Below are 25,137 nucleotides of genomic sequence, written 5' to 3'. Positions count from 1 at the left end.
ACGAGGAGGACTAGTCTAATGCAAAAAGTCACAAAAACAATGGACGGAAACCAAGCCGCAGCATATGCTTCATATAATTTTACTGAAGTGGCTGCAATATATCCAATAACTCCTTCTACACCAATGGCTGAGGGGGTTGATGAATGGTCTGCCCACGGAAAGAAAAACATGTTTAATCAACCAGTTAAAGTAGCTGAGATGCAATCAGAAGCTGGTGCTGCTGGTGCCGTACATGGATCACTTCAAGGTGGAGCATTAACTACAACATATACAGCATCTCAAGGATTGCTTCTTATGATACCGAATATGTATAAGATAGCCGGTGAACTTTTACCAGCAGTATTTCATGTAACTGCTCGTGCAATTGCAACTCATGCTCTATCAATATTTGGAGACCACCAAGATGTTATGGCAACTAGACAAACTGGATTTGCTATGCTTGCATCAAGCAGCGTTCAAGAGGTACTGGATTTAGCCTGCATAGCTCATTTAAGTGCAATTAAAGGAAGAGTCCCATTTACCCATTTCTTTGATGGTTTTAGAACATCACATGAATATCAAAAAATTGAAGTACCAAATTTTGATGCAGTAACTAGCCTTGTAGATAAATCTGCCTTAAAAGCTTTTAGAGATAGAGCTTTAAATCCAGAACATCCAGTTGCTAGAGGTACAGCACAAAACCCTGATATATACTTCCAAGGAAGAGAAGCACAGAATCCTTTCTTTAATGCAGTGCCTGACATAGTGGAAGATTATATGAAGGAATTAAAGAATATTACTGGAAGAGAATATCATCCATTTGATTACTACGGTGATCCAGAAGCTGAAAATATTATAGTAGCTATAGGTTCAGTATGTGATACTATAAGTGAAGTTGTAGACTACCTAAGAGAAAAAGGCGAAAAAGTTGGTATGATAAAAGTTCATTTATACAGACCATTCTGTGATAAATACTTCTTTAATGTTTTACCTAAGTCTGTTAAGAGAATAGCTGTTTTAGATAGAACAAAAGAGCCTGGCGCACCTGCGGAACCACTATACTTAGATGTTACTAAACTTTTCTACAATGAAAATAATAAACCAGTAATAGTTGGAGGAAGATATGGTTTAGCCTCTAAGGATACAAGACCATCTCAAATTATTTCTGTATTTGATAATCTTAAATCAGATAAACCGAAAGATAATTTCACTGTTGGTATAGTTGATGATATAACTAACACTTCTCTACCTGAAGGGGAAATAATTGATACAACACCACAAGGTACTATCAGCTGTAAGTTCTGGGGACTAGGATCAGATGGTACAGTTGGAGCTAATAAGAGCGCTGTTAAAATTATAGGTGATAATACGGATTTATATGCTCAAGCATACTTTTCTTATGATAGTAAAAAGTCTGGTGGTACTACTGTCTCACATTTAAGATTCGGTAAGAGCCCTATAAAATCTCCTTATTTAGTTTATAATGCAGATTATGTTGCGTGTCACAACAAATCTTTTATTTATAATTTTGATATTTTAAAAGGATTAAAGAACAACGGAACTTTTGTACTTAACTGCCCATGGGATAAAGATGAAATTGAAGATAAACTTCCAGCGGCATATAAAAGATATATAGCAAAAAACAATATAAAATTCTACACTATAGATGCGATTGCTATTGCTGGTGAGATAGGTCTTGGAAATAGAATTAATATGATAATGCAATCTGCTTTCTTTAAATTGGCAAACGTTATCCCTGTAGAAGATGCAGTTAAATATTTAAAAGATTCTATTTCAAAACTATATGGTAAAAAAGGTGATAAAATAGTTAAAATGAATCATGATGCTGTGGATAGAGGCATAGATTCATTAAATGAAGTTAATATACCTGACTCTTGGGCTAATGCAGAAGAAAGTAATAAACCAGTTAAAAACGAACCAGATTTCGTTAAGAATATTCAACGTCCTATGGCAAGACTTGAAGGCGATGAATTACCAACAAGTGCTTTTGCAGGTATGGAAGATGGTACTTTCCCACTTGGTACAACTGCTTACGAAAAACGTGGAATTGCTGTTAACGTTCCTGAATGGCAGACAGATAAGTGTATTCAATGTGGTCAATGTGCATTTATCTGCCCTCATGCAACTATACGTCAATTCTTAGTTAATGAAAACGAAAAGAACAATGCTCCTGAAGACTTTATCACAAAGAAAGCTGCCGGAAAGGACCTAGAAGACTATGGATACAGAATACAAATAGCTCCGTTAGACTGCACAGGCTGCGGAAACTGCGCAGATGTATGTCCTGCTCCTGGCAAAGCTCTTATAATGAAGCCAGCTGAAGAACAAATATTAGAACAGGCAGAAAATTGGGAATATGCGATGAGGCTTACTCCTAAGGAAGATTTAATTGACAGAAACACCTTAAAGGGTAGTCAATTAGTTAGACCTCTTTTAGAATTTAACGGTGCTTGCCCAGGATGTGGTGAAACACCATACATAAGACTTTTAACACAACTTTTTGGAGAAAGAATGATAATTGCAAATGCAACTGGATGTTCATCTATTTGGGGTGCAAGTGCTCCCTCTATTGCTTACACCACAAATGCCGAAGGAAAAGGTCCAGCTTGGGCAAATTCATTATTTGAAGACAATGCTGAATTCGGATATGGTATTTTCCTTGGTGTTAAACAAATTAGAGAAAAACTTGCAAACTTAATGAATGAAGGATTAGAATCATCTGACTTTAATGATGATATTAAGAATGCATTCCGTGAGTGGCTTGATAATTTTAATGATGGAAACGGTTCAAAAACAGCCTCTGCTAAAATTTTAGAAGTTTTAAAGGATTCTAACAGTGAAATTGCAAAAGAAATATTAGAAAGAAAAGATTATTTAATTAAGAAATCTCACTGGATACTTGGCGGAGACGGATGGGCTTACGATATAGGTTATGGCGGAGTTGACCAAGTGCTTGCTATGGGCGACGATGTAAACATATTTGTAATGGATACTGAAATATACTCTAACACTGGAGGTCAGGCTTCAAAATCAACTCAAACTGCTCAAGTAGCAAAATTCGCTGCAGCAGGTAAGAAAACTAGAAAGAAAGATTTAGGACTAATGGCTATGAGCTACGGTTATGTATATGTTGCTCAAATAGCTATGGGTGCAAACATGAATCATGCAATCAAAGTAATTGCTGAAGCCGAAAAATATCCAGGTCCATCAATAATTATAGCTTATGCTCCATGTATCAGCCATGGTATAAAAGTTGGTATGGGCAATAGTATTAAAGAGGAAAAGAAAGCTGTAGACTCTGGATACTGGCACCTATATAGATATAACCCATTATTAAAAGATGAAGGCAAGAATCCATTCTTACTTGAATCTAAAGAACCTTCTGCTCCATATAAAGATTTCTTACATGGTGAAATACGTTACTCATCCCTAATGAACGTATTCCCAGAAATAGCAGATAAATTATTTGACGAAGCAGAAAAGAACGCAAAAGAAAGATATGATACTTATAAGCGTTTAGCTGATATGCAATATTAAACAAGAAACGCTTCAAATACCTTATCAATAATATAGTAAATAAAATAAAAAAATCCTCGATTTTTCGGGGATTTTTTTATACGATAGTTTGAAAATCAAAAGTTATATTCCACTAGAAATAAGAAGCATGTTTTGTGAAGTGTTTCATTGGAATTTTGATGGCTATGATTCTTGATTAGAAGTTGTTCCAAATATGCTAGTTCAAACTCGCTTTTGAGACTAGCATTTTGGGTACAACTTCTAATTTAGAATCATCCATAAAAATTCCTTAGAAACCGTAATAAAACATGCTTCTTATTTCAGCGATGGACATATACTTACTTTTGATTTGTATCTACATATTCTTTTGCATTTCTTACTTGTATTTCGCTAGGAATATTTACGTTAGATACTGGTTGTGCATCTTCCATATTAGCCCATGCTGCTGCATCATGCTTTTCTATTGGCATACCAACAAATTTTTCTTTAAATCTATTTGTCATGTGTAAAGCCTCCTTTTTTGTTCAATAGAGTTTTAATAACTTGAGATTAATAATAGTATTAGCATAAAAATGAAAAGTATAACTGCAATTAATTCTTAACTTACTATTAGTTAAGAGGCAGATACTACTTTTATATTTTATGAAGCTTCTTATATTTTACTCGTTAAGCTAAAAAAATAGTATATGACAAAAAATAAAAGCCTCCTAATAAGACTTTTACTAAACCAAAACAAAGATTTAAATTTTACTTGTGCTTCTCTATTTATTAAAATTATACCTACTTATAACTATTACCAATCTTCTCTACAACATCAAATCCATATTCTTTATCAATAATATAACTATTTTCACTAGTTTTACATAGATAGAAAGCCATTAATAAATCTCCCATGCTTCCTAAAAAATTTAATATAAATATTATAGTTCCAATATTTCCCGAGATAAATATTGAAGCTACAGAAATTATGGTTACTGGAGCTAAAAGAACTAATAGAAACTTCGTTCTATGCAGTGGATTTCCCGAAACTTCCTGAACATAAGCATATAACACTTTAAAACCATATCTTACCTTACCACCAAAGATTCTATAAACAAAACCATGAATCAACTCATGTATACACGCTACAATAGAAAAAATTATTATAATAGAAATATTAAGTTTTATAAACTCAGTCCCTGTAATACTCATCATATTATTATGAAATAACATATTTGCAAACAAATTGTAGATATTTTCTTGCTCTATTAAACAGAATAGAAATGCTATAATAAAACATACTGCATGAAGTTTCCATGAAACTTTAAAAGACATATCAACACCTCCACTATGGAGTATTGACATATATTTTTTATTCTAATCCTACACTAAAGTAAACTATTTTTTTGCATTTCATGGAGTAGTGATTATAATATCTATTTTTAGAAAATCTAAATTGTACGATTCATAATAAATATCATGAAACTAATTTCCTATTTCATTTATCATCATTTCAGCATTTGAAACGTAATTTGACTTTGGATAATTTTCTTTTACTTTCTTGAAGTAAATAAGCGCATTAACTTTATCATTTGTTTCTTTATAGCATGTCCCTATTTGATATGTAATCCATGGCATAAGGTATAGATTAGGATCAATTTCTGATGCTATTATTAACTTCGGAAGTGCTTCAGAATACTTTTTTTGCTTATACAACTTATTGCCTTGATTATATATACTCCATAATGCATTAGGATTTAAATCTTTCCACAACTTATCAAACTTCATTTTAGTTTCACTATCAAAATTAGTATTTTTTATACTTATTAAAATACCGGCAGCCTTCTCATAATTACCATCCTTAAAAGCTTTCTCAGTATCATTTAACTTATTTATAATGTCCTCGTTACTCTTGTTCTTATCTGCTTCTACTTTAGAATCCTCTATCCCTTGTGGCACACTTTTGTTTTCTTCATAAGTAATATTTTCTTTATCCAAACCTTCACTTTCATCTAAAAGCTTATCAGTTTCTTCCTCTGAATCAATCATATTATTATTACCTTTAAATCTATCTAAAAAATCTTGAATATTATATGAATAGAAACGACTTGCCCCTGCTCCAGTAATAATCGTCATTATAATTAATAAACCTATTACAATGCTGCCTGTTGAACGTTTAGCTGATGTAGATTTCTTGAAATCATTATTAGGTATATATTTAATTTCATCTATGTCTATTACATTATTTTTAGCAATTAATTTTTGGGTTATTAAACTTTGTATGTATTCATTTGCCAATTCATTGTATATTAAATCCTTAGAAAGCTTTTTAAATATTTTTTCACCTTTCTTATATTCTTTCATATTAACATGGCATAACCCCTTAAGTTTTAATGCATCTGAAAATTCCTTATTGTAAGACAAAGATTTCTTCAAATCATTTATAGCTAGCTCTAATTTACCTTTTCGTATGTCTCCTATGGCCATATTATATAAAATTATAGATTTTTTGATGTTATCATTAATTCCATGTTTGTTTAATTCCATTTCTCTTATATTGATTGGCTGAGCTTTTTTTATTTCCAGATCAAAATTAACCAACTAATCTCCCCCTTAAAATTTTACATAATAACGCATAGTACCTCTTCATTTGATACTCTATTATTATAAAAAAAACTAAACTTTCCACATTTATTAAACTTTAACTAATATTTATATATAAAGTTTAGCAAATTATGTCACAAAACACAATAAAAAGTCTCATTGATAAAATCAAATTTTCTTTTTTAAAGGGTAGATAGATATTTAGATAATAAAGTTAATCATTCTTTAGAAATTTCCTTAGTAAATATCCACTGCTTATCTTTAATATTTCTCCCTTGAATAACAACCTTATCTCCATTGACTTCGATATATAAACCTTTAATATAAGGTTCTCTCCTCCTGCCACCTTCACTACCTTGATCAGGAATTATAGTATAGTGAACAGCACCAGTATGGACCATTGTAAATGGTTGATTTAATACTACACTATTTTCATCTAAGTCTCTATGAGTATGAGAAGAGAATAGTATTACTTCAGGATATTTAGATAATATTTCTTTAACTTGATCACTTTGTTTAACACCAACCCAGCTATTTGCTCCATTTCCGCTATTTAATGGTTGATGTAAGAATACAAATATCGGTTTCCCTTTTTGATATTTTTCAGCCAACTTTTCTTTTAGCCATTTTTGTTGTTCTTCAGATATAAAAGCTGTTATGGAATTCATAGTTTCTGAATTACCATCTTCCGATCCTAGAGATATAAAATGATAATCTTTTACCCATGTATCGTGATACACTTTATCTTCTTCAGCAAATTCAAGATATCTATTTATGAATGTTTGAACCTGTTCTGGTGAATTAACCTCTATATCATAGTTGAAAAATTCATGATTACCTATATTCTTAATAATTATTTTAGGCAGTAAATCTTTATTTTTATTAATGGTTTTCTTAACTGAGTCATATTGTTTTTCAATTCCTTGGTCTACAGTATCACCGTTTAAAACCAAAGCATCCATACCTGGATTTATTTTATATAAATCATTTATTGACTCCTGAAAGCTATCAATATTTTCATGGACATCGCCAAGTACTGCAAAAGCAAGATCCACATCAGGTACTTTCGATGCTGCACTTTTATCTATAGGTTTGGGTTTATTCATATATATAACTGCTGCTACTCCTGCAATTATTAATATAATGGAAATAACTACTTTCTTTATCTTCCTCATTATTACTCACCTCTTCCTTATTTTAATCAGCTTTATGAAAAATATATCATATTCTTTATAAATAATAAAACAAACCACATATTAGTTGATCAACTTAATATGTGGTTCATCTTTATATATTTAATTTGAAAGCATTTTTATTACTTATTGCAACTCATTAAATTACTTTTTTATAATTTGTACCTACTTAAAACTTTTAATAATTTTTATTAATTATTTATACAGCATTCTCTGAATCCTCTGAATCTTTTTCATTTTGAAGAACACTGTGCTTTCTTCCATAAACGAAATATACTATAAGTCCTATAATAAGCCAAACTATGAAACCTATCCATGTTATTAATTTCAATCCGCATAATAAAACTACACAACATATTATTGAAATTAATGGAGTAAATGGAACTCCTGGTGTTTTAAAAATTCTTTTAAAATCTGGCATTGTTTTTCTAAGCACTATAACTGCAACAGATACTGCTATAAAACTTAATAATGTACCTGTACTTAAAAATTCTACTATAATATCTAATGGTAAAAATCCTGCTATTATTGCAGCTATACTTCCAGTTATTATAGTTGATATATGTGGTGTCTTATGAGTAGAGTGTACTTTTGAAAATACTTTTGGTAAAAGACCATCTCTTGACATAACCATAAATACTCTAACTTGGCCATAAAGCACTACCATCATAGTAGAAATCATTCCAAGAATAGCACCTGTTCCTACTAACGCTGCACCCCATTTTATACCAACTCTAGCTAAAGCTCCTGGTACTGCATTTTCCGAAATAATTTCACCGAAAGGAACCATTCCTGTTAATACAATAGCTACTGAAACATAAAGCAAAGTAACTGCTATTAAACAAATTATAAGTCCAATCGGAATGTCTCTCTTTGGATTTTCAGCCTCTTCTGCAGCTGTAGAAATAGCATCAAATCCTATAAACGAGAAGAATATAGTAGCTGTTGCTGCAAAAATCCCTTTAAATCCAAATGGAGCAAAAGGTTGATAATTAGCAGTATCTATATGTCCCAATCCAAGTACTATAAATATAATAATTATTGATATCTTTATTCCTACAATAAGATTATTAACTCTAGCACTTTCCTTCATACCATAATATAATATGTAAGTTATTATTGCAATTATTAATACAGCTGGTAAATCTACTATTCCACCCTTACTTGGTGATGAAGTAAATACTGCCGGAAGAGATACGCCTACTGATTTTAGAATACCAACAAAAGTACCCGACCATCCCGATGCTACTGCACTACATGCAACCAGATATTCCGCAGTAAGACACCAACCAATTATCATAGCGATTATTTCACCAAATACTATATACGAATACGAATATGTACTTCCTGCTACCGGAAACATTGTTGACAGTTCACAATAACATAGTGCGCATAAACCTGCTACTATACCTGCTAAAATAAATGAAATAATTACGGCAGGTCCTGCTAAATGTGCACCTGTTCCTGTTGCGACAAAGATACCTACTCCAACTACTGCTCCAATCCCAAATGCAGCTATATCCTTAGCTTTAAGATTCCTCTTTAGGGATGTTTGCTGAGCACCTTTCAGCATCTTATCTACTGACTTTTTCTTGAAAATGTTCATAAGGGTCCTCCTATTTAATTAATATATGCCCCAAATATTTACGTTTTAATATGCTAATTTTTCAGCTTTTAAATATATATGCTGAGAAATTATAAACTTTTAACAAATCACTTGCTATTTTAACATATTTCGATAATACTCGGCAAGCTATTGATATAATGATAATTTGAATTTTTTTATAATTTTTATTTTCGCAGTGAAAATATTCATCATTATTACCTTAAGTATTATATTCCCAAAAGGAAAACTCATATAACAAAAACGCTTAAACAGATGATTATAACTCATTTTAAAGCAATATTACTTATTTATTTTATTGTTTATAAAAATCCATGCCTAGGAAATAAAAACATTTCTTTAAAGTTAAAAATTTCTTTTTTAATAATTGGGCACATTTAATTTTATATATTTAATATTAAATTTCCTATTATTCAATGTTTTATTCCTTTATAAATAAAATCACAAATTATAATTTTTTATATAAAAATTTATAATTCATTAAAGAGATACTCTCTAATATTTAGTATTTTTGAAAATATCCCCTATCAAAGACCCATAATTTAGAACAAAAAAAAAGAATGACTTACTAGGACGTAATAAGCCATTCAAATATTGGTTAATAATTATATTTTAATAGGGGTAAATAATTTTCAACTATCTTACACTTAATATATTACAGCGTGAATATGTCAGTAGTGTGGCAAAAGTATTAAAAATAATAAGCTGAATCAAAATCAAAAATTATTCTATTTGGGTACAACTTGTATATATTATTTATGACAATGGCAACTATTTTAGATTACTTTTCTTATCAATGTACCGTATTTAAATAATTTATTGTCTGAGTATCGATTGCTAAATAGAATTTCTCCACTCTCGTCAATTAAAATATCATTATCAGAACAATTTAGTAATATCTCTATCTTATTATCGCCATACTCATCAATTTTAATATATTCTATTACCCTATTATCCTTAATAGTGTTAGGAAAGTGAAAATTCCGGCTTTTAAATAATTTTTGTTCTTTTCTAAGTTTAACAAACTGTTTCATAATGCCAATCTTAACATCATGCTGCCCACCTTCAATTTCATCCCATGGCATACATCTTCTGCAATCCGGATCGTGTTCCCCTTCAAGAACTATTTCTGTTCCATAATATATACATGGGCTTCCAGGCATTGTGAAGAGAACGGCCAGTTGTTGATAAAATATATTAATATCCTTTACTTTAGAAATTAACCTTTCAGTATCGTGAGAATCCAACAAATTAAACAACACATCATTATTTTGTTGCATATACATGGTATAGCATCTATTAATTGTATATTCGAAATCTTCCTTAGTTAGACTATCATCAATCCAAAAATCAGATATGCTGTTAGTTAAAGGATAATTCATAACAGCATCAAATTCATCTCCTCTAAGCCAAGAAATTGAATCATGCCATATCTCCCCCAAAATATAGAAATCTGGTTTTATAGCTTTCATCTTTTGCCTTAATGTCTTACAAAACTTGTGTGATATTTCATTTGCTACATCTAATCTAAAACCATCAATATCATAGTTTTTCACCCAATATTCACAAACATTGATTAAATAATCAATTACTTCAGGGTTATTTGTATTTAGCTTTGGCATCTTTTCAGTGAAAGCAAAAGAGTAAAACCTTCCATCTTTTGTATCTCGATTATTATTTTCAAAAGGCCATTTATTTACCATGAACCAATTAAAGTACTTCGATTTTGGCCCCCTCTCTACAACATCAATCCAAGGCCAAAACTTAGTCCCGCAATGATTAAATACTCCATCAAGCATGATCTTAATTCCTTTTTCATGAGCTGCATTTACGAGCTTTCTAAATACCTCTTCATCTCCAAAACCAGAATCAATTTTCATATAATCAGTAGTATCGTACTTATGAGTTGAAACGGCTTGAAATATAGGAGTCAAGTAAAGTCCTGTAATTCCTAGATCTTCTAAATAATCTAATTTATTTAATATACCTTGCAAATCTCCGCCGTAATATTCCTTATTTGTAACTTTCCCCTTATGCCAAGGTTTTACGCCCTCAGTATTAATTGACGGATCTCCATTACAAAAACGTTCCGGAAATATTTGATACCATACTATATCATTTACCCAGTCAGGAGTTATATTTACATCTGCGCTATTCATCCAAGGAAATGTAAAACATTGAAGCATTCTTCCATCCATATGCATTTGCTTTTCACTTAGAAAACCATCTTCAAAGTAAAACCAAGTCTCTTTCTCTCCTACTAATTCAAAATAGTATCTACATCTCTTGAACTCCGGCTTCAATGTAGTTGTCCACCAAAGTTGTTGCTTAAGTCTCTTTTTATATGCAATTTCTTCTCTTTTACCTTCCCATTTCCACTCCCCACCTAAGATTCCTGTTGCAAAAGGATCTCCATAATGTATAAATACTTTTTTTATATCATAACCTGTTTTTAAATTTATAATTAAATCATATTCATTAATTGGATAACATAAGTTATCTGAAGTTCTATGATATACTGCTTCAAATTTCATAATGCTAATCTTTCTCCTTTTCACTTCGAGATAGCTGATACGCTATTCAAATTATAATATATAGTAAATAAAAATCTTACATAACCTTTCTCTACATCATCCTTTTACTGATCCAGCGGTTAATCCTTTTGCAAAGAATTTTTGTGTAACAACGAATATTGCAACAATTGGTACTGTCGCCATTACTGCAGCCGCAGAGAACTGGGTCCAGTTTGCTGAATATTGATCTCTAATGAAGTCTCTCATACCTGTTGCCACAGTTTGAGCTTCTTTAGCTTTTATAAGTGCTGATGTAAAATAAAATTCACTATATGTTCCAATAAAAGCAAAAATAAAAATTACCACTATCATATTTCTTATTAGGGGAATTATTATTTTTGTAAATGCTTGAAAAGTTGATGCCCCATCTATATAAGCAGATTCAGTTAGTTCTTTTGGAATACTATCCATGTATCCTTTCATGAGCCAAATATTATATGCGCTTCCTCCAGCTAAAAGTAATACTAATGCGCCTAACTTGTCCATCATGTTGTATTTATAAGCAACACCTAATATTGCTGGTAACGCCATAGTTGTTGGAAACATTTGTAGCAATAAAAGCGACATAAGTCCATATTTCCTGCCTTTAAATTTAATTTTAGAGAAGGCAAAAGCCGCCGGCATTGTCAATAATAGCTGTATTACAGCTACAGCTGTGCAAAGAATCATCGAATTTTTAACCCATATTAAAAATTGAGTTTTAGTTAAGACTTTAATATAATTCTCTAATGTAATAGTTTTAGGAAAAATAGATGATTGTGTAAATCCCTGACCTTTAGCTAATGATGCTGTAACAACAGCCATTAATGGTATAAGCACTATTATACACATAAACCAGATTACAACTCTTGAGGCCCATGCAGCTCTTCTCTGAGCAGGCCTTGTTTTCTTTTTATACTTTAATACTTCAACTTTTTGATTTTCAATTGATACCATCTTAATTAACCTCCTCAAATTGCCTTGATGCTTTCATTTGAATAAATGAAATTGTTCCTAATATTATAAATATAATAATACTTATAGTTGAAGCTATTTCATATCTTCCAAATTGCATTGACAATCTATAGTTAACTGATGCAAGTATATCTGTATAACCTGCAAATTGTGTCCCTGCTCTAGCCGGTGCACCGTTAGTTATTAAAAATGCTGTTCCGAAATTATTAAAGTTAAATGCAAAACTTGTTATTACCAATGGATATGCTGTTTGCGCAAGAGAAGGTAATGTTATTTTTAAAAATTGAGTAAATTTACTAGCTCCATCAACCTCTGCCGCTTCATAATAGGACTTTGGTATTGCCTGCAGAGCGCCTAAGCAAACATTCATCATATATGGAAACCCTAGCCATACTGTAACAACTACTACCACTGCCTGTGCATAAGTAGCGTTTGTTAACCAAGGAATTGGTTTTATTATAAGATGCATGCTAATAAGTAAATTATTGATAGCTCCATATGTTCCATTAAACAAACCTTGAAACGAAAGTACAGCAACTGTACCTGGCAATGCCCATGGAACAACCAAAATCGCCTTGTAAAAACCTCTTTCCTTTATGTTCTCATTGTTAACTAGTATAGCCATAATAAGACCTAATAAAAAACCTCCAAGTGTTGCTAATACAGCATAAACCATAGTCCATGCAAATACAGGGAAGAATACCTTGCTAAATGGTCCCTTAAACACTTCTATAAAATTTGCAATACCTACAACATGAATAACACCTTTTGAATATTGTGTATAATCTGTAAACGCAATATATATTGTATAAATTATCGGTAAAAATGATAATATGAATATTGAAATTAAGGCTGGTGATAAAAAAGGAATTGCGATATAATTCTTTTTACTTTTTACTATTTCTTTACTTTTCATGATTGCCTCCCTCTTTAGCATAAAAAAATAAAATTTAGAATAATAATATTCTTTCTATCAATCTTTATCTATTTATATAATTAGATTCATCAAGTATTCTATATAAAAATATTGTGATAAACCATTATTTGCAAATTCAAATTTCTATTATATGAAATAAGGGGAAGTATATTCCCCCTATTTCAACTATATTATTGTTGAGCTATACCTTCTTTTATTTGCTTTACAATTTCTTCTCCAGTTGTCTTAGGATCTTGTTGTCCTGCTGTCATTGCAGTTAACATGTTGCCTGCCGGAGTCCATACAGCTTGCATTTCTGGAATATTTGGCATTGGAACAGCATATTTTGCTTGTTCTGCAAATGCAATCATGTCCTTATTCGCCTTAAATGCATCACTTTCTACGCCTTCTTTAGTCACTGGAATTCTGCCACTGTCTATTATTATTGGATTGATATTATCTTGTATATATTTCATTAAATCCCAAGCAATATCTTTATTTGGTGATTTTTCAGCTACAAATGCTGTTTGAACTCCTAGAGCAGTTGTAACATTTTTTCCACCAAATGTTGGCATTGCGGCAATTTCATAGTTAATATTTGCCGCTTTAGCTGATGCAGTATCCCATGCTCCTGAGATATAGAATGCTGCATCTCCTGACATGAATCTATTTTTAGCAATATCATCAGTAGTATCTGGCGCCAAAAGTTTATCTTTAATAACTAGATCTTGAATAAATTGTAATCCCTTTATTGCACCTTCATTTGAAAGTCCTATATCATTTGGATCAAGTGTTCCGTTATTGTTCTTAAATACATATCCTCCTTGAGTTGTAAGGAATCCTAAATTATAAAATAAAGCATTAACACTGTATGAGAATCCAACGCCTGGTTCCTTCGCCTTAGTTACTAGTTCCTCAAAAGATTTTGGAACTTCTTTAACCTTGTCTTTATTAATGAATAAGGACACTGTTTCTTGAGCATATGGAACTCCATATTGTTTACCGCCTATAGTTACGGCATCAATAGGTCCCTTAGAAGTATACTTACTTGGATCTAGTAAACCACTTGGTACTTCCGCAAGTAAACCAGCTTTTTGGAATGTACCTAAATTATCATGAGGTATACCAATCATTATATCTGGAGCTGAAGAGCTGTTCGCCGCTTGCATGTATTCTTGAATCTTACCTTTATCATCGACGCAGTTAACTTTAACTCCTTTATCTTTGCCCCATTTTTCTACTAATTCTTGAAATTTTGGAAATTCTGATTCAGAAGTCATGTGTGACCATACTGTTATTGTTTTATCACCACCTGAGCTGCTACTTGTTGCTGCATCTTTTGATCCTCCTGAGCATCCAGCTAATGTTCCCATCATTAATGCTGTTGTCATTATTAACGACAGTATTTTCTTATTTTTTACCATTTCATATTCCCCCTATAATTTTGTACTTTTAAATTTTTTCAAGCCTAATAACTTTTGATTTTAGGTTTAAAAATATATGCAATGACTTTTATTCCATAATCTAGTATAATTATTATAACAACAAATTTATTTATAAAAAGAAAGTCATACAGCCATTTGGAATCGGTACCAAAAATAATTATGATATATCAACATTAAATGAGATATGTTGAATTGCACTTTTAGAATTGTTTTCTGGAACCTGTATAAAAATAATTGTGATGTATGCATTTTGAATATTCTAACACAATTAATGAATTCTATCAGATATGAACTTTTTATAGTTCTTATCTGAACATCGTTTACATTAACTATTATAATGCTATATTCATTTATAATATAGGTTTATATTATAAAAAACATTGCCAATTATTAATATTTTTTATAATATCACAGAACTCACATAATAAATTATTGCGTAAAGGAGATTTTATATATGGAATATAATTATGAAATAGTTACAACTCCCAAAAATATTCCTGCCAAAATTATTATAAATTCTTCTCCTGAAGTAGTTTATAGACATTGGCACAAGGATTTAGAATTAATATATTCTTATGAAGGTAGCTTCGTAAGTCATATAAATGGTGCAATTCACTCAATACGAAATAAAGAGCTTATTTTAGTTAATAGCGGAGATATACATTCCGTAGATGAATATAGTAAAGATAAAGCTACAACTTTATCTATCTTAATTTCATATGATTTTATAAAAGATAATTATCCAGAGATAGATAATATAGAATTTAAGCTGGACAAAAAGAATTTTAATGTGATAGACAAGCTCAATGAAATTCATGAGGAAATCTGTGGCATGTATGTGGACGATATGAAAATTAGTAATAAATCCCTTCTATTTGTTGAAGAAGAAAAACCTAATAATAAATTTCATCATTTAAAAATAAATAGTTACTTGTATGAAATTCTATATTTACTACTATACAATTATGGAATTGAAAAAGATACCCACATAACTCTTAAAACTCAAAAGCATTTGGAGCGTTTTAAAATCATTACAGAATTTATTGATAATAATTTTAAGGATAATATTTCTTTAGATGAAATAGCATGCAGATACGATATCACAAAAGAATATCTTGCAACAATTTTCAAGAAATATATGGGTATAACTGTTGGCACATATTTAAAAAACAAACGCCTTAAATCTGCATATATGGATTTAGTTAACACAGATTTATCAATTAACCAATTAGCTTTTGATAATGGTTTTCCTAATATTAAATCATTCATAAACTCTTTTAAAGAATACTATGGTCAAACCCCTTATGCATACAGAAAAGATTTAGAAAATAAGAATAAATTACTTTAAGTATAATTTCTTCTTAATAAATTAAAATTGAGTAGAATCGAAATGCCCTAATTCATATAATACCTAAAGTAATTCTATAAAGTGATAAGATGAGATACGTATTAGATACAAAAGAGTGTGAATTCTTAGGTAAAGGTAAAGAAGGCGCTGTCTATTTGACTCCTGAAGGATACGCCCTAAAGATATTTCATAATAAAAGAAAAGCTGAGGATGAAGCAAAGCTTCTTGAAGTAGTTAATGACAGTAGATTCTTTCCTAAAGTATTATTCATAGCAAATAATATGATTTTGAGAGATTATGTTCAAGGAGATAATCTTTATGATTATGTTAAAAAAAATGGTTTATCTTATAATCTTTCCATTGAGCTTATAAGCCTTATAGAAGAATTTAAACGCTTAAAATTTACAAGGCTTGATATTAGAAATGCTCATATATTTGTAGATAAGAATGAACAGATACAAGTTATTGATCCTAGAAAAGTATTTATAAAAAAGACTCCGTACCCAAAGGAAATTATTAAAGTACTTGTAAAGCTAGACCTATTTGATGAATTTTTAAAAAACCTTCTAATGTATAATCCTCAGCTCATTAAATATTGGGTTAATGGATATAACTACTTTAAGTATACATCAAAAAAAGTGATACGTATTAACATGTATGCCTGTTAGAAGATTTATATCCTTACTTTACCAAATGTTTTAATAATACTCTTTTTCTTAATCCTAAAAACCATAAAAATATCATCGGAAACATTAATTAATTTATTAAACAGAAGACAGGGTACTAATCAAGTAGTGCCCTGTCACTTAATTATGTGCTGTATATAAAACAAAAGTTCTATCTAGACTTATTTCTCCTAGCAAATAGTATAAGTCCTACTCCTAACAAAATACCCGCAATACTTATTAGTTGGGCTACTCTTATGTTTCCAAGCATCAAGCTATCAGTTCTCAATCCTTCTATAAAGAATCTTCCTAGTGAGTATAATGATATGTAGCTTCCTATAACAATTCCATCATTATGACGGCTTTTCTTATATAAAATTACTAATAATATTACACATACCATAAGATTCCACATTGACTCATACAAGAAAGTTGGATGATAATAAGTTCCACCAATATTCATACCTTTTTGAATGAACCCTGGAAATTTACTTATAAATTCATAAGGCACTTCCCCACCATGCGCTTCTCCATTCATGAAATTCCCCCATCTTCCAATAGCTTGAGCTAATATAATTGATGGAGCAACTACATCTAAATACTTTAGCATTTTCAGTTTTTTTATTTTGAAAAAGATATAAGTTGCTATAAAAGCACCTATCAACCCACCATGTATAGCTAATCCGCCTTTTCTAATATTAAATATATCCATTAAATTATTTTGGTAGTTTTGAAATTCAAAAATTACATAATACGCTCTTGCTCCAACTATGGCAGCCGGAAAAGCTATAAAAAAACAGTCAAGTATTGTATCAAAATCTACATCATTTTTCTTAGAATTATAACTAGCTAGTAATATAGCTGCTATAACGCCTAACGCTATCAATATCCCATACCATCTTATTTCAAAAGTTCCAATTTGGAAGGCTACTGGATTCATAAATAATTCCTCTTTTCTTTAGTCAGTATTTTTATTTAATTAATGATTTTATCTTGCTTTCTAAAATATCTTTTGATATTCCACCTGAATAATCATTAATAATATATCCATCTTTATCTATAATAATTGTCCTTGGTATAGCTGTAATATTATATTTATCTGATGCATCCATTTCATTATCAAATAAAACTTTCATATTATAATCATTTTCCTTAATAAATTTTTTTGCATCATCTACTGTTTCCCTTTGCCCATCAGTTAAGTTTATCATTAATATGGCTACTTTATCCTTGTACTTATTTGACATTTCGTTAAATGCAGGCATTTCTTCTCTACAAGGCGGACACCAACTAGCCCAAAAATTTAGCACTACAGGAGTTCCTCTATAATCTGATAACTTTACCTCTTTAGAATTTTCATTATAAACAGTGAAATCTTCTGCCATTACTTTTGCTTTAAATTTTGATGGTTTTGTACTCTGCTTGTTCTCATCGCCATCTTTTTCTGCCTGTATAGTAACATTCTTTTTATTATATTCTGAAGACAACAAACCATATCCAAAATATGTAACTACTAGAAATGCGGCAAATCCTAAAAAACCTATTATTAATATAATTAATTTTTTCCTATTTTCCATAGTTCCTCCTAAAACTTAAAAAGCGAAAGTATCCTATTTAAGTGCCCAGTCATAATAGATATACCTATTAAAACAAGCATAATTCCAGATACATAATTTATTATACTATAATTCTTCTTAATAAAATTAAAAGTTTCCTTTAAATTATCAATTAAAACCGCACATATTATAAATGGTATTCCTAATCCCAAACTATAAATAAGCAGCATTACTATCCCTTTTATTATATGTCTCGAATTCACTGCAATCATTAATGCTGAGCCTAGAAATGTACCTATACACGGGGTCCATCCTATAGCAAATATTATTCCAAATAAAACAGAAGAGAAAAATTTAAAAGATTTTATTTTAATGTTCAATTTCAAAGTTTTCTCCAAAAATCCAATTTTAATTACTCCCATATAGTTAAGACCGAATATAATAATTATTATTCCACTTATGATATTCAAAATTATGCTTTGCCTTTTTATTAAATTTCCTAATGAACCTGCTAATCCTCCGAGTAAAGTAAATACTACAGTAAAGCCTAATACGAACCCTAAAGAATTGGTAAGTGCACTACTTTCATTTTTCTCGGCTCTGCTCAAGTTATCGCCAGCGAAGTAAGAAATATATAATGGTAATAGAGGCAATATGCAGGGCGAGATAAATGTTATAATTCCCTCTAAAAATAATAAAAAATATTCCATTCCCTTATCCTTTCATATGAATAAAAATATATGGACCTCTAATATATACTTATTCTTTACTAATACATTATATCATTAATTTAAAATTATAGTTATTATATATAATATTTTCTATATATACCGCATATAACTTAGACTTATGTGTCACTTACCGAAATAAGTAACATATTGTGTTTCGGTTTCTAGTATAGTGATACACTCAAAGTTAATACGTATGGATAGTCATTTTAATTATAGGTTAAATATACAATTTAGGAGATCACTCCATAAATCTAATTTATATATTGTTTATCTATGAATAAAGACGAATTTGAATCTATAAGACTTCTTGAAATGATTGTATAAAAATAGAGCTAATATCCTATAGATCTCATATTCTTCTATGGATATTAACTCTGTTATGCAATTATATTTTAGTCTATAGCATAAATTTTCATAAAACTATCTAAGGTTTATTCCATATTCTTTAATACAGATTTCTAATGCCTCATCTGTAGTATAAAAATTCATTCCAGTGGAACGTGCCTTATCGCAATTTAATCTTATATCTCTTGGGTTTGTTTTGTATTTTTCTTTATCTTCTATTATTAGCTCATCTATCCTGCTTTCAAGACCAAGTTTTTTAAAAATAGATTTTACTATTTCATACCTATTTTGATTGTTTTCACTACCTAAATGATATGTTCCATAAGGAGATTTGAATAATATTTGGAAATTTTCAATCATATTATAAACATAGGTCATTCCTCTAAATTCATTGCTTGAAACTGTAATTTTTTCATTTTTCATAATACTGCTGATAGTCTCCCACAAGATATTTCCTGCCATACCACAATTTCTATCTGGCAATCCAAAAAGCCATGTGAATCTAACAATCCATAGTTCATCAATTATATCTCTTAATGATTTTTCTGCTTCAAGCTTATTTTTACCATACACTGTATCAGGAACAGCTTCATCTTCTTCTTTGAATGGACCAGGATTTGTATTTCCATTAAATACTTGTTCACTGCTTATAAACACAAGTTTTCCACCAATCTTTTTTGTTGCTTTTGCTACATTTATAGCTCCATTTACATTAATTTTATAAGCAGCTTCTGGATTCTTATTACAAAAATCAGTTACTGCTATAGCCGCTGCATGAATAACAATATCAGGATTAAACTTTTCAAAGATTTCATTTACATTCTTTTCATCTGTAATATCTAACTCATCTTTATCTGTAACTAAAAATTCGTATTTTCCCTTATAATATTGCACTAATCTGCTGGAAAAAAATCCTTTTCCACCTGTTATCAATATTTTTTCCATTTAAGATCCCCCCATTAATTACATACAATCACTTTATTTTTTCTCACTAAATTATTAGACATCTATTTTAGCTATTGAAGTTTTCACCGATACTCCATCTATACTTTCAAGCTGCTCTGAAAACTCGTTAATAACCTCCTCTGTTTCACCCGTAAGCGCTATAGAGATAACTGACAATTCATCCGCAAATGGTATTCCCATTCTTCCTTTTATACTGCCTCTAAATGATGCAACAACATCATTAAACTCATCTTGAACTTCCTTTGGATGCTCTAATATTGCACTAACTACTCCTAATTTTGACATTTTCTATTCCTCCATCGTTCTTAATATAAAAATAAGATCTTCTTTAATATGAAGATCTTATTTTTATACTATTCAAAATTTTATACATTATATTTTTTCCTATTTCATATATATTATTCACTAAATTAAAGTCGTCTATATTTTTTTATTCTAACTTATTTTTTATTAGCTTATTATCAACTCTTGAAATAATACCTTTAGAATAAGATTGAACAAAATTACCTTTATATTTTATTGATTTGTTGCTTATTAACTCTAAAACACTATTTTCTGATTTATTATTAATATATACCTTACCTGAATAATCAATAACTATATCAGTTTTATCTACTGGCTCCTTTAGATTTAATGAATTCCACTTTTTATTTGCATCTGATAATACTGCATAGAATATCTTATTAACCTTGTTATTTTCTATCTCACCAAAATATACATTATCATTCACATCTGCTCCTAATATTTTAGAACTTTTAACATTAGGTATTGATAAAGGTGCTTTAGCATTTAGTACTGTTATAGATGCACCTTCTTCCATAACCGCATTTGTACTAGTTGTGGGAACTACTACACTCCCTAAAACTTTATCACTCTTTACCTTTTTTAATTGATTCATAACGTTTGCGTAATATAAATCATATTTCCCATCGCCTTTTTTGACCTTAATATATAAGCTATGTGTTAATGTTGAAAATACTACGTTACTTATCTCCTCTTTGGAACTATTAAGCCTAATTCTCATTTTATTCAAGTCAAAATCTGCAAGATCTCTAACTTCTCCTTTTTTAGCATCAAACGATATAGGTTCAAAGTAGTATATCCCTTTGTCTTTTATTTTTTGGATTACAATCATATTATCTTCATTATTTAACCACTTATAAAATGATACCTGTGCACCACTATCAAGCTCACATTCTGTCTCTTTGTTATCATTACTATCCAATATTTTCAGCTTGTTTCCATCTATATATGAAACAAATCTACCATCTGAAGATACTTTAATTTCACTTATGTTACTTTTTATATCGATTTCTGTTTTTTTATCTGCTATATCTTCTTCTTCATCAATTTTCTCTGCCTGTATGCTAATATCTGAACCTAAATACACTTTATCTACATATAAAAATATGCTTTGCTGCAATATTAAAGCAATTGCAAACCACGTTAATCTTCTCTTTATATTCTTATTCATAAATTTCTCTCCTTTATTGTTCTACATAAAATGCTGTGGCAACAGATCTTTCACCATCCCAAGCATTAGGAGAATTTATTACATTGCCTTTATAATACATGGTTGATGAGTATCCGCCATCAAGAGCTCCTGCGTTAACCGCGCCTCTACTCATCATGATTTCTTGAACATCATATAAGCTAGCGCCAGGTGATGTTACTTTCCGTCCATCTATAACTAAAAAGATTATTGTTCCATCCGCCTTTTGACCAACAGCAGTTCTTGGGTTAAGACCTTCCTCCATTTTATTTTTCACTTGCCTTACTCCATTAATTATAATATTAGGTTTTCTAAAGCACATAGCTTCTTGAACATTTAATTTTTTAAGCTGAGAGATTGAATGATCCCCAACTATAAGCTCTCCATTTTTTGTAAATGCAACAACATTTTCAATTGTATTCTCATTAACGTTTCCTTGTGGGTAAACAACTTTTCCACCAGAAATTACAAAACCACCAGGTTCTGAACCAGTACCTGCATATGCAGTTCCATCAGAAGATTTATCTATAAATGAACCACCATTAATGGCTGCAACGGCATTATGTTCACCAGCCATATCACTTGTTTTTTGCCCCATTTTCCCTAAAAACTTGGTCATTGCCACCTTAACCTTCAAAGGATTTTTTATTTCTAATATATATGCATCAAACCTTTGTTCATGTACTTTATATCTGTTAACCTCATTACCAACTGTATATTTAACATTTACCTTTTTCATGTCTTGGAAAACCTCTGCACTATCATCATTTTCTTCAATTCCAAGCATTTTATCTAATAATGGTTTAGGGATTATATCATTTATTAAGTACGCGTGTCTTGTTGCAAGTACTGTTGAGATTAATGTTTTTCTAGTATTATCATAGGGTCCTAAAAAAAACACAAGAGGCGTAGTTACAACTAGGAATATAAGCATATCCAATACTCCTCTTAATAGTACTTTTGTATTAGATTTCTTTTTCTTTTTCCGTTTTTTAGGTCTACGATTAACTTGTTTATCCATGTATTCCTCCAATTATATGCTTTACTTAATATCTTCATTATTTCCTATTATATAGAAAATTATTTGCATAGTTGTTACAAAAAAATTAAAAATATATTTAAAAAGAGATATTTATAAAATAGGAACCAATCTCTATCTAAAAATATCTCCAACTAAATTTTAAACTAGATTTCTAAGCCATACCTTTTGTTTATACCTTTTAAATCCTAAAATAAATTTATATACTTCTTCAAATGCAACCATTGCATATACAGAGTATATAGGTAATTTTAAAACCATTCCACCAAGAAAAGCAAAAGGAATTCCAACTAACCATACACCACTAATATCTAACATTAATGCTACCTTTGTATCCCCGCCGCTTCTTAGAATTCCAACTATATTAACCCAGTTAAAAATTTTAAATGGTAAGTAAATTATAAAAACAATTAAGCATTTACTTATATCTCCTCCTACTGCATCTGATACACTAAAAAGAGTAATCAATGGATTCCTTATAATAAAGCATATCACACCCATTATTAGCGCACAAATAAATTGAAGAACAATGAAGTACTTTGCATGAGCCCTAGCCTCATCTAATTTATTCGCCCCTAATTCATTTCCTAATATAACAGCAGTTGCAGCACTAATGCCTTGGAATATTACTGTGATTATTTGTTCAACGGTTTGAGTAATTGTGATAGACGCAACAGCTCCATCTCCCATTCTTCCGTATACTAACGAATACATTGTAACTCCAAGTCCCCACATAAATTCATTTAGAATAACAGGTGAAACAGTTTTAAAATATAAATTAACAAAGTTTTTATTAAAAGACACTAATTCTTTAATTTTTGCTGCCGCTGGTCCTTTCTCATAATATACTATAGACAGAATGCACAAGCATTCAATTGTTCTAGCAATCAATGTTGCAATAGCCTCACCTTGAACCCCAAGAGCGGGTGCTCCAAAATGTCCAAATATTAAAGTATAATTTAGTATTACTTTTATAAAAATAGAAATCAATGTAATAAATACTGGCGCCTTTACTTGATTTACACCTCTTAAAAGCGCAACGTAGACATTGGTAATTGCTGTTAGTGGATAACTAATTGCAGATATTGCTAGATATCCCGCACCAATTTTTATAGTATTTTCATTAGGAGTAAATATCCCCATAACTAACTCGGGGCACATTAAACTTGGAATGACAAAAAGAATTGAACCCAGCAAAGCAATTGTAAGAGACATTCCCAATACTCTTCTTATATTTTGAATATCCTTTTTTCCAAAGTATTGAGCTGTTAAAATAGAAGAACCGCTTACAACACCAAATAACAACAATGTAAAAACAAAGAAAACTTTATTTGCTAGTCCAACTGCTGCAATCGAGCTCTGCCCCAAACTCCCAATCATTACAGTATCTACGAGATTTAAACTTGTATTTAATAGAGCCTGCAATGCTATTGGTATAGTAATTGCTACAGCTTTACGTATAAATTTTTTATCTTCTGAAATATCCTTTAAAGTTCTAGTAATAATCATAATCTTCCGTACCTCGTATATTCTGCTATTTTATCAAATTCTATTGTAACTCAGTTAAAATACTTATGTCCAGCACTAATACTTAGTTTATAACTTATTACAACCGAATCCTTACTCTTTTAAATGCATAAAAATTCTGAATAAAGCAAAAAAACCACACATGAATATGGAATAAGTTCCCTTTATATGTATGGTCTTTATACATTAAAATTTATAAATATACTTTTATGTTTCTAAATTCCCATTGTTCTGTTTTAATATATGAATTTCTATTTAGATAAAAGCATTTTTATTGAAATTGCAATCATCAATATAGCAAAACCCTTTTTTATTACTGATATAGGAACACTATTTGCAATCTTAGCGCCAAATACGGACCCTATTACCAAAAATATGCATATTAATATTCCTGCCTTTATACTCACCTGCCCTCTTCTATAATATTCGATAAAAGCTAAAATTCCAACGGGCGGCAACATAATTGCAAGTGAAGTCCCCTGTGCCTTTAACTGGTCAAAACCGCATAAATAAATAAGTGCAGGAACAATTATTATTCCACCTCCAATTCCAAACATTCCACTTAATACTCCTGCCATCAAACCAATTAATGTAAATAACATTATCTCCGTCATGACAACCTCCTATTTGATTTATTTAATTAATCAAACTTTTAATTTTATAG

The 25,137-nt window shown here is 30.3% G+C and carries 21 protein-coding genes; 3 read left to right on the top strand and 18 right to left on the bottom strand.

Annotation, left to right across the window (positions count from 1 at the left end; all coding sequences use genetic code 11):
* Positions 1 to 18 precede the first annotated feature (18 nt).
* Positions 19 to 3,537, top strand: coding sequence for a pyruvate:ferredoxin (flavodoxin) oxidoreductase (gene nifJ, locus D2A34_RS09360; RefSeq protein ID WP_119366435.1), 3,519 nt, complete (start codon positions 19 to 21; stop codon positions 3,535 to 3,537).
* A 317-nt stretch (positions 3,538 to 3,854) separates the two neighbouring features.
* Here nifJ and D2A34_RS09355 read toward each other — a convergent pair whose 3' ends face one another.
* From D2A34_RS09355 to D2A34_RS09315, 9 genes are all read right to left on the bottom strand, one after another.
* Positions 3,855 to 4,019 (bottom strand): CDIF630_02480 family spore surface protein, encoded by a 165-nt coding sequence (locus D2A34_RS09355; RefSeq protein ID WP_119366434.1) that lies wholly within the window; start codon positions 4,017 to 4,019, stop codon positions 3,855 to 3,857.
* A gap of 277 nt (positions 4,020 to 4,296) precedes the next feature.
* A complete protein-coding gene (locus D2A34_RS09350) occupies positions 4,297 to 4,830 on the bottom strand; it encodes a DUF3267 domain-containing protein (RefSeq protein ID WP_182629333.1) in 534 nt (177 codons plus the stop codon).
* A 150-nt stretch (positions 4,831 to 4,980) separates the two neighbouring features.
* Positions 4,981 to 6,096, bottom strand: a complete 1,116-nt coding sequence (locus D2A34_RS09345; protein ID WP_119366432.1) for a tetratricopeptide repeat protein — start codon at positions 6,094 to 6,096, stop codon at positions 4,981 to 4,983.
* 221 nt (positions 6,097 to 6,317) lie between these two features.
* Complete coding sequence (locus D2A34_RS09340; protein WP_119366431.1) at positions 6,318 to 7,274, bottom strand: metallophosphoesterase family protein; 957 nt, start codon at positions 7,272 to 7,274, stop codon at positions 6,318 to 6,320.
* 217 nt (positions 7,275 to 7,491) lie between these two features.
* Entirely contained in the window at positions 7,492 to 8,898 is a 1,407-nt protein-coding gene (locus D2A34_RS09335) for an amino acid permease (protein WP_119366430.1), read from the bottom strand.
* Positions 8,899 to 9,692: 794 nt separating this feature from the next.
* Positions 9,693 to 11,450, bottom strand: a complete 1,758-nt coding sequence (locus tag D2A34_RS09330; protein ID WP_119366429.1) for a glycoside hydrolase family 13 protein — start codon at positions 11,448 to 11,450, stop codon at positions 9,693 to 9,695.
* A gap of 96 nt (positions 11,451 to 11,546) precedes the next feature.
* Complete coding sequence (locus D2A34_RS09325; RefSeq protein WP_119366428.1) at positions 11,547 to 12,425, bottom strand: sugar ABC transporter permease; 879 nt, start codon at positions 12,423 to 12,425, stop codon at positions 11,547 to 11,549.
* Between the two features lies 1 nt (position 12,426).
* Positions 12,427 to 13,359 (bottom strand): carbohydrate ABC transporter permease, encoded by a 933-nt coding sequence (locus D2A34_RS09320; RefSeq protein WP_119366427.1) that lies wholly within the window; start codon positions 13,357 to 13,359, stop codon positions 12,427 to 12,429.
* A gap of 191 nt (positions 13,360 to 13,550) precedes the next feature.
* Positions 13,551 to 14,783 carry a sugar ABC transporter substrate-binding protein gene (locus D2A34_RS09315; RefSeq protein ID WP_119366426.1) on the bottom strand — a complete coding sequence of 411 codons (1,233 nt, stop codon included), beginning with the start codon at positions 14,781 to 14,783 and terminating at the stop codon, positions 13,551 to 13,553.
* A gap of 475 nt (positions 14,784 to 15,258) precedes the next feature.
* On the opposite strand from D2A34_RS09315, the gene D2A34_RS09310 reads away from it, so the two are divergent.
* Positions 15,259 to 16,152 carry an AraC family transcriptional regulator gene (locus D2A34_RS09310; RefSeq protein WP_079437859.1) on the top strand — a complete coding sequence of 298 codons (894 nt, stop codon included), beginning with the start codon at positions 15,259 to 15,261 and terminating at the stop codon, positions 16,150 to 16,152.
* Between the two features lie 89 nt (positions 16,153 to 16,241).
* Positions 16,242 to 16,820: a serine/threonine protein kinase gene (locus tag D2A34_RS09305; RefSeq protein ID WP_079437858.1), complete on the top strand. Its 579-nt coding sequence runs from the start codon at positions 16,242 to 16,244 to the stop codon at positions 16,818 to 16,820.
* Between the two features lie 169 nt (positions 16,821 to 16,989).
* On the opposite strand, the gene lgt is transcribed toward D2A34_RS09305, so the two are convergent.
* From lgt to D2A34_RS09260, 9 genes are all read right to left on the bottom strand, one after another.
* Positions 16,990 to 17,757 (bottom strand): prolipoprotein diacylglyceryl transferase, encoded by a 768-nt coding sequence (gene lgt, locus D2A34_RS09300; RefSeq protein WP_079437857.1) that lies wholly within the window; start codon positions 17,755 to 17,757, stop codon positions 16,990 to 16,992.
* A gap of 31 nt (positions 17,758 to 17,788) precedes the next feature.
* Complete coding sequence (locus D2A34_RS09295; protein WP_119366425.1) at positions 17,789 to 18,394, bottom strand: TlpA family protein disulfide reductase; 606 nt, start codon at positions 18,392 to 18,394, stop codon at positions 17,789 to 17,791.
* Between the two features lie 8 nt (positions 18,395 to 18,402).
* On the bottom strand, positions 18,403 to 19,083 hold the full coding sequence (locus D2A34_RS09290; RefSeq protein WP_079437855.1) for a cytochrome c biogenesis CcdA family protein: 681 nt from the start codon (positions 19,081 to 19,083) through the stop codon (positions 18,403 to 18,405).
* Between the two features lie 441 nt (positions 19,084 to 19,524).
* Positions 19,525 to 20,394 (bottom strand): SDR family oxidoreductase, encoded by an 870-nt coding sequence (locus D2A34_RS09285; RefSeq protein ID WP_119366424.1) that lies wholly within the window; start codon positions 20,392 to 20,394, stop codon positions 19,525 to 19,527.
* Positions 20,395 to 20,448: 54 nt separating this feature from the next.
* On the bottom strand, positions 20,449 to 20,700 hold the full coding sequence (locus D2A34_RS09280) for a TM1266 family iron-only hydrogenase system putative regulator (protein WP_079437853.1): 252 nt from the start codon (positions 20,698 to 20,700) through the stop codon (positions 20,449 to 20,451).
* 145 nt (positions 20,701 to 20,845) lie between these two features.
* Positions 20,846 to 21,889 (bottom strand): hypothetical protein, encoded by a 1,044-nt coding sequence (locus tag D2A34_RS09275; protein WP_079437852.1) that lies wholly within the window; start codon positions 21,887 to 21,889, stop codon positions 20,846 to 20,848.
* Positions 21,890 to 21,902: 13 nt separating this feature from the next.
* The gene (locus D2A34_RS09270; RefSeq protein ID WP_079437851.1) at positions 21,903 to 22,928 is read right to left on the bottom strand and encodes a phosphodiester glycosidase family protein; all 1,026 of its coding nucleotides are present in this window, start codon (positions 22,926 to 22,928) and stop codon (positions 21,903 to 21,905) included.
* Positions 22,929 to 23,087: 159 nt separating this feature from the next.
* Positions 23,088 to 24,455 carry an MATE family efflux transporter gene (locus D2A34_RS09265; RefSeq protein ID WP_079437850.1) on the bottom strand — a complete coding sequence of 456 codons (1,368 nt, stop codon included), beginning with the start codon at positions 24,453 to 24,455 and terminating at the stop codon, positions 23,088 to 23,090.
* A gap of 269 nt (positions 24,456 to 24,724) precedes the next feature.
* Complete coding sequence (locus D2A34_RS09260; RefSeq protein ID WP_079437849.1) at positions 24,725 to 25,087, bottom strand: sulfite exporter TauE/SafE family protein; 363 nt, start codon at positions 25,085 to 25,087, stop codon at positions 24,725 to 24,727.
* Between the last annotated feature and the right edge of the window lie 50 nt (positions 25,088 to 25,137).

Source organism: Clostridium chromiireducens, assembly GCF_003575225.1.
GTDB lineage: Bacteria > Bacillota > Clostridia > Clostridiales > Clostridiaceae > Clostridium > Clostridium chromiireducens.
The sequence above is the reverse complement of the archived record's forward strand: the minus strand, read 5'-3'. Positions and strand labels throughout refer to the sequence as shown.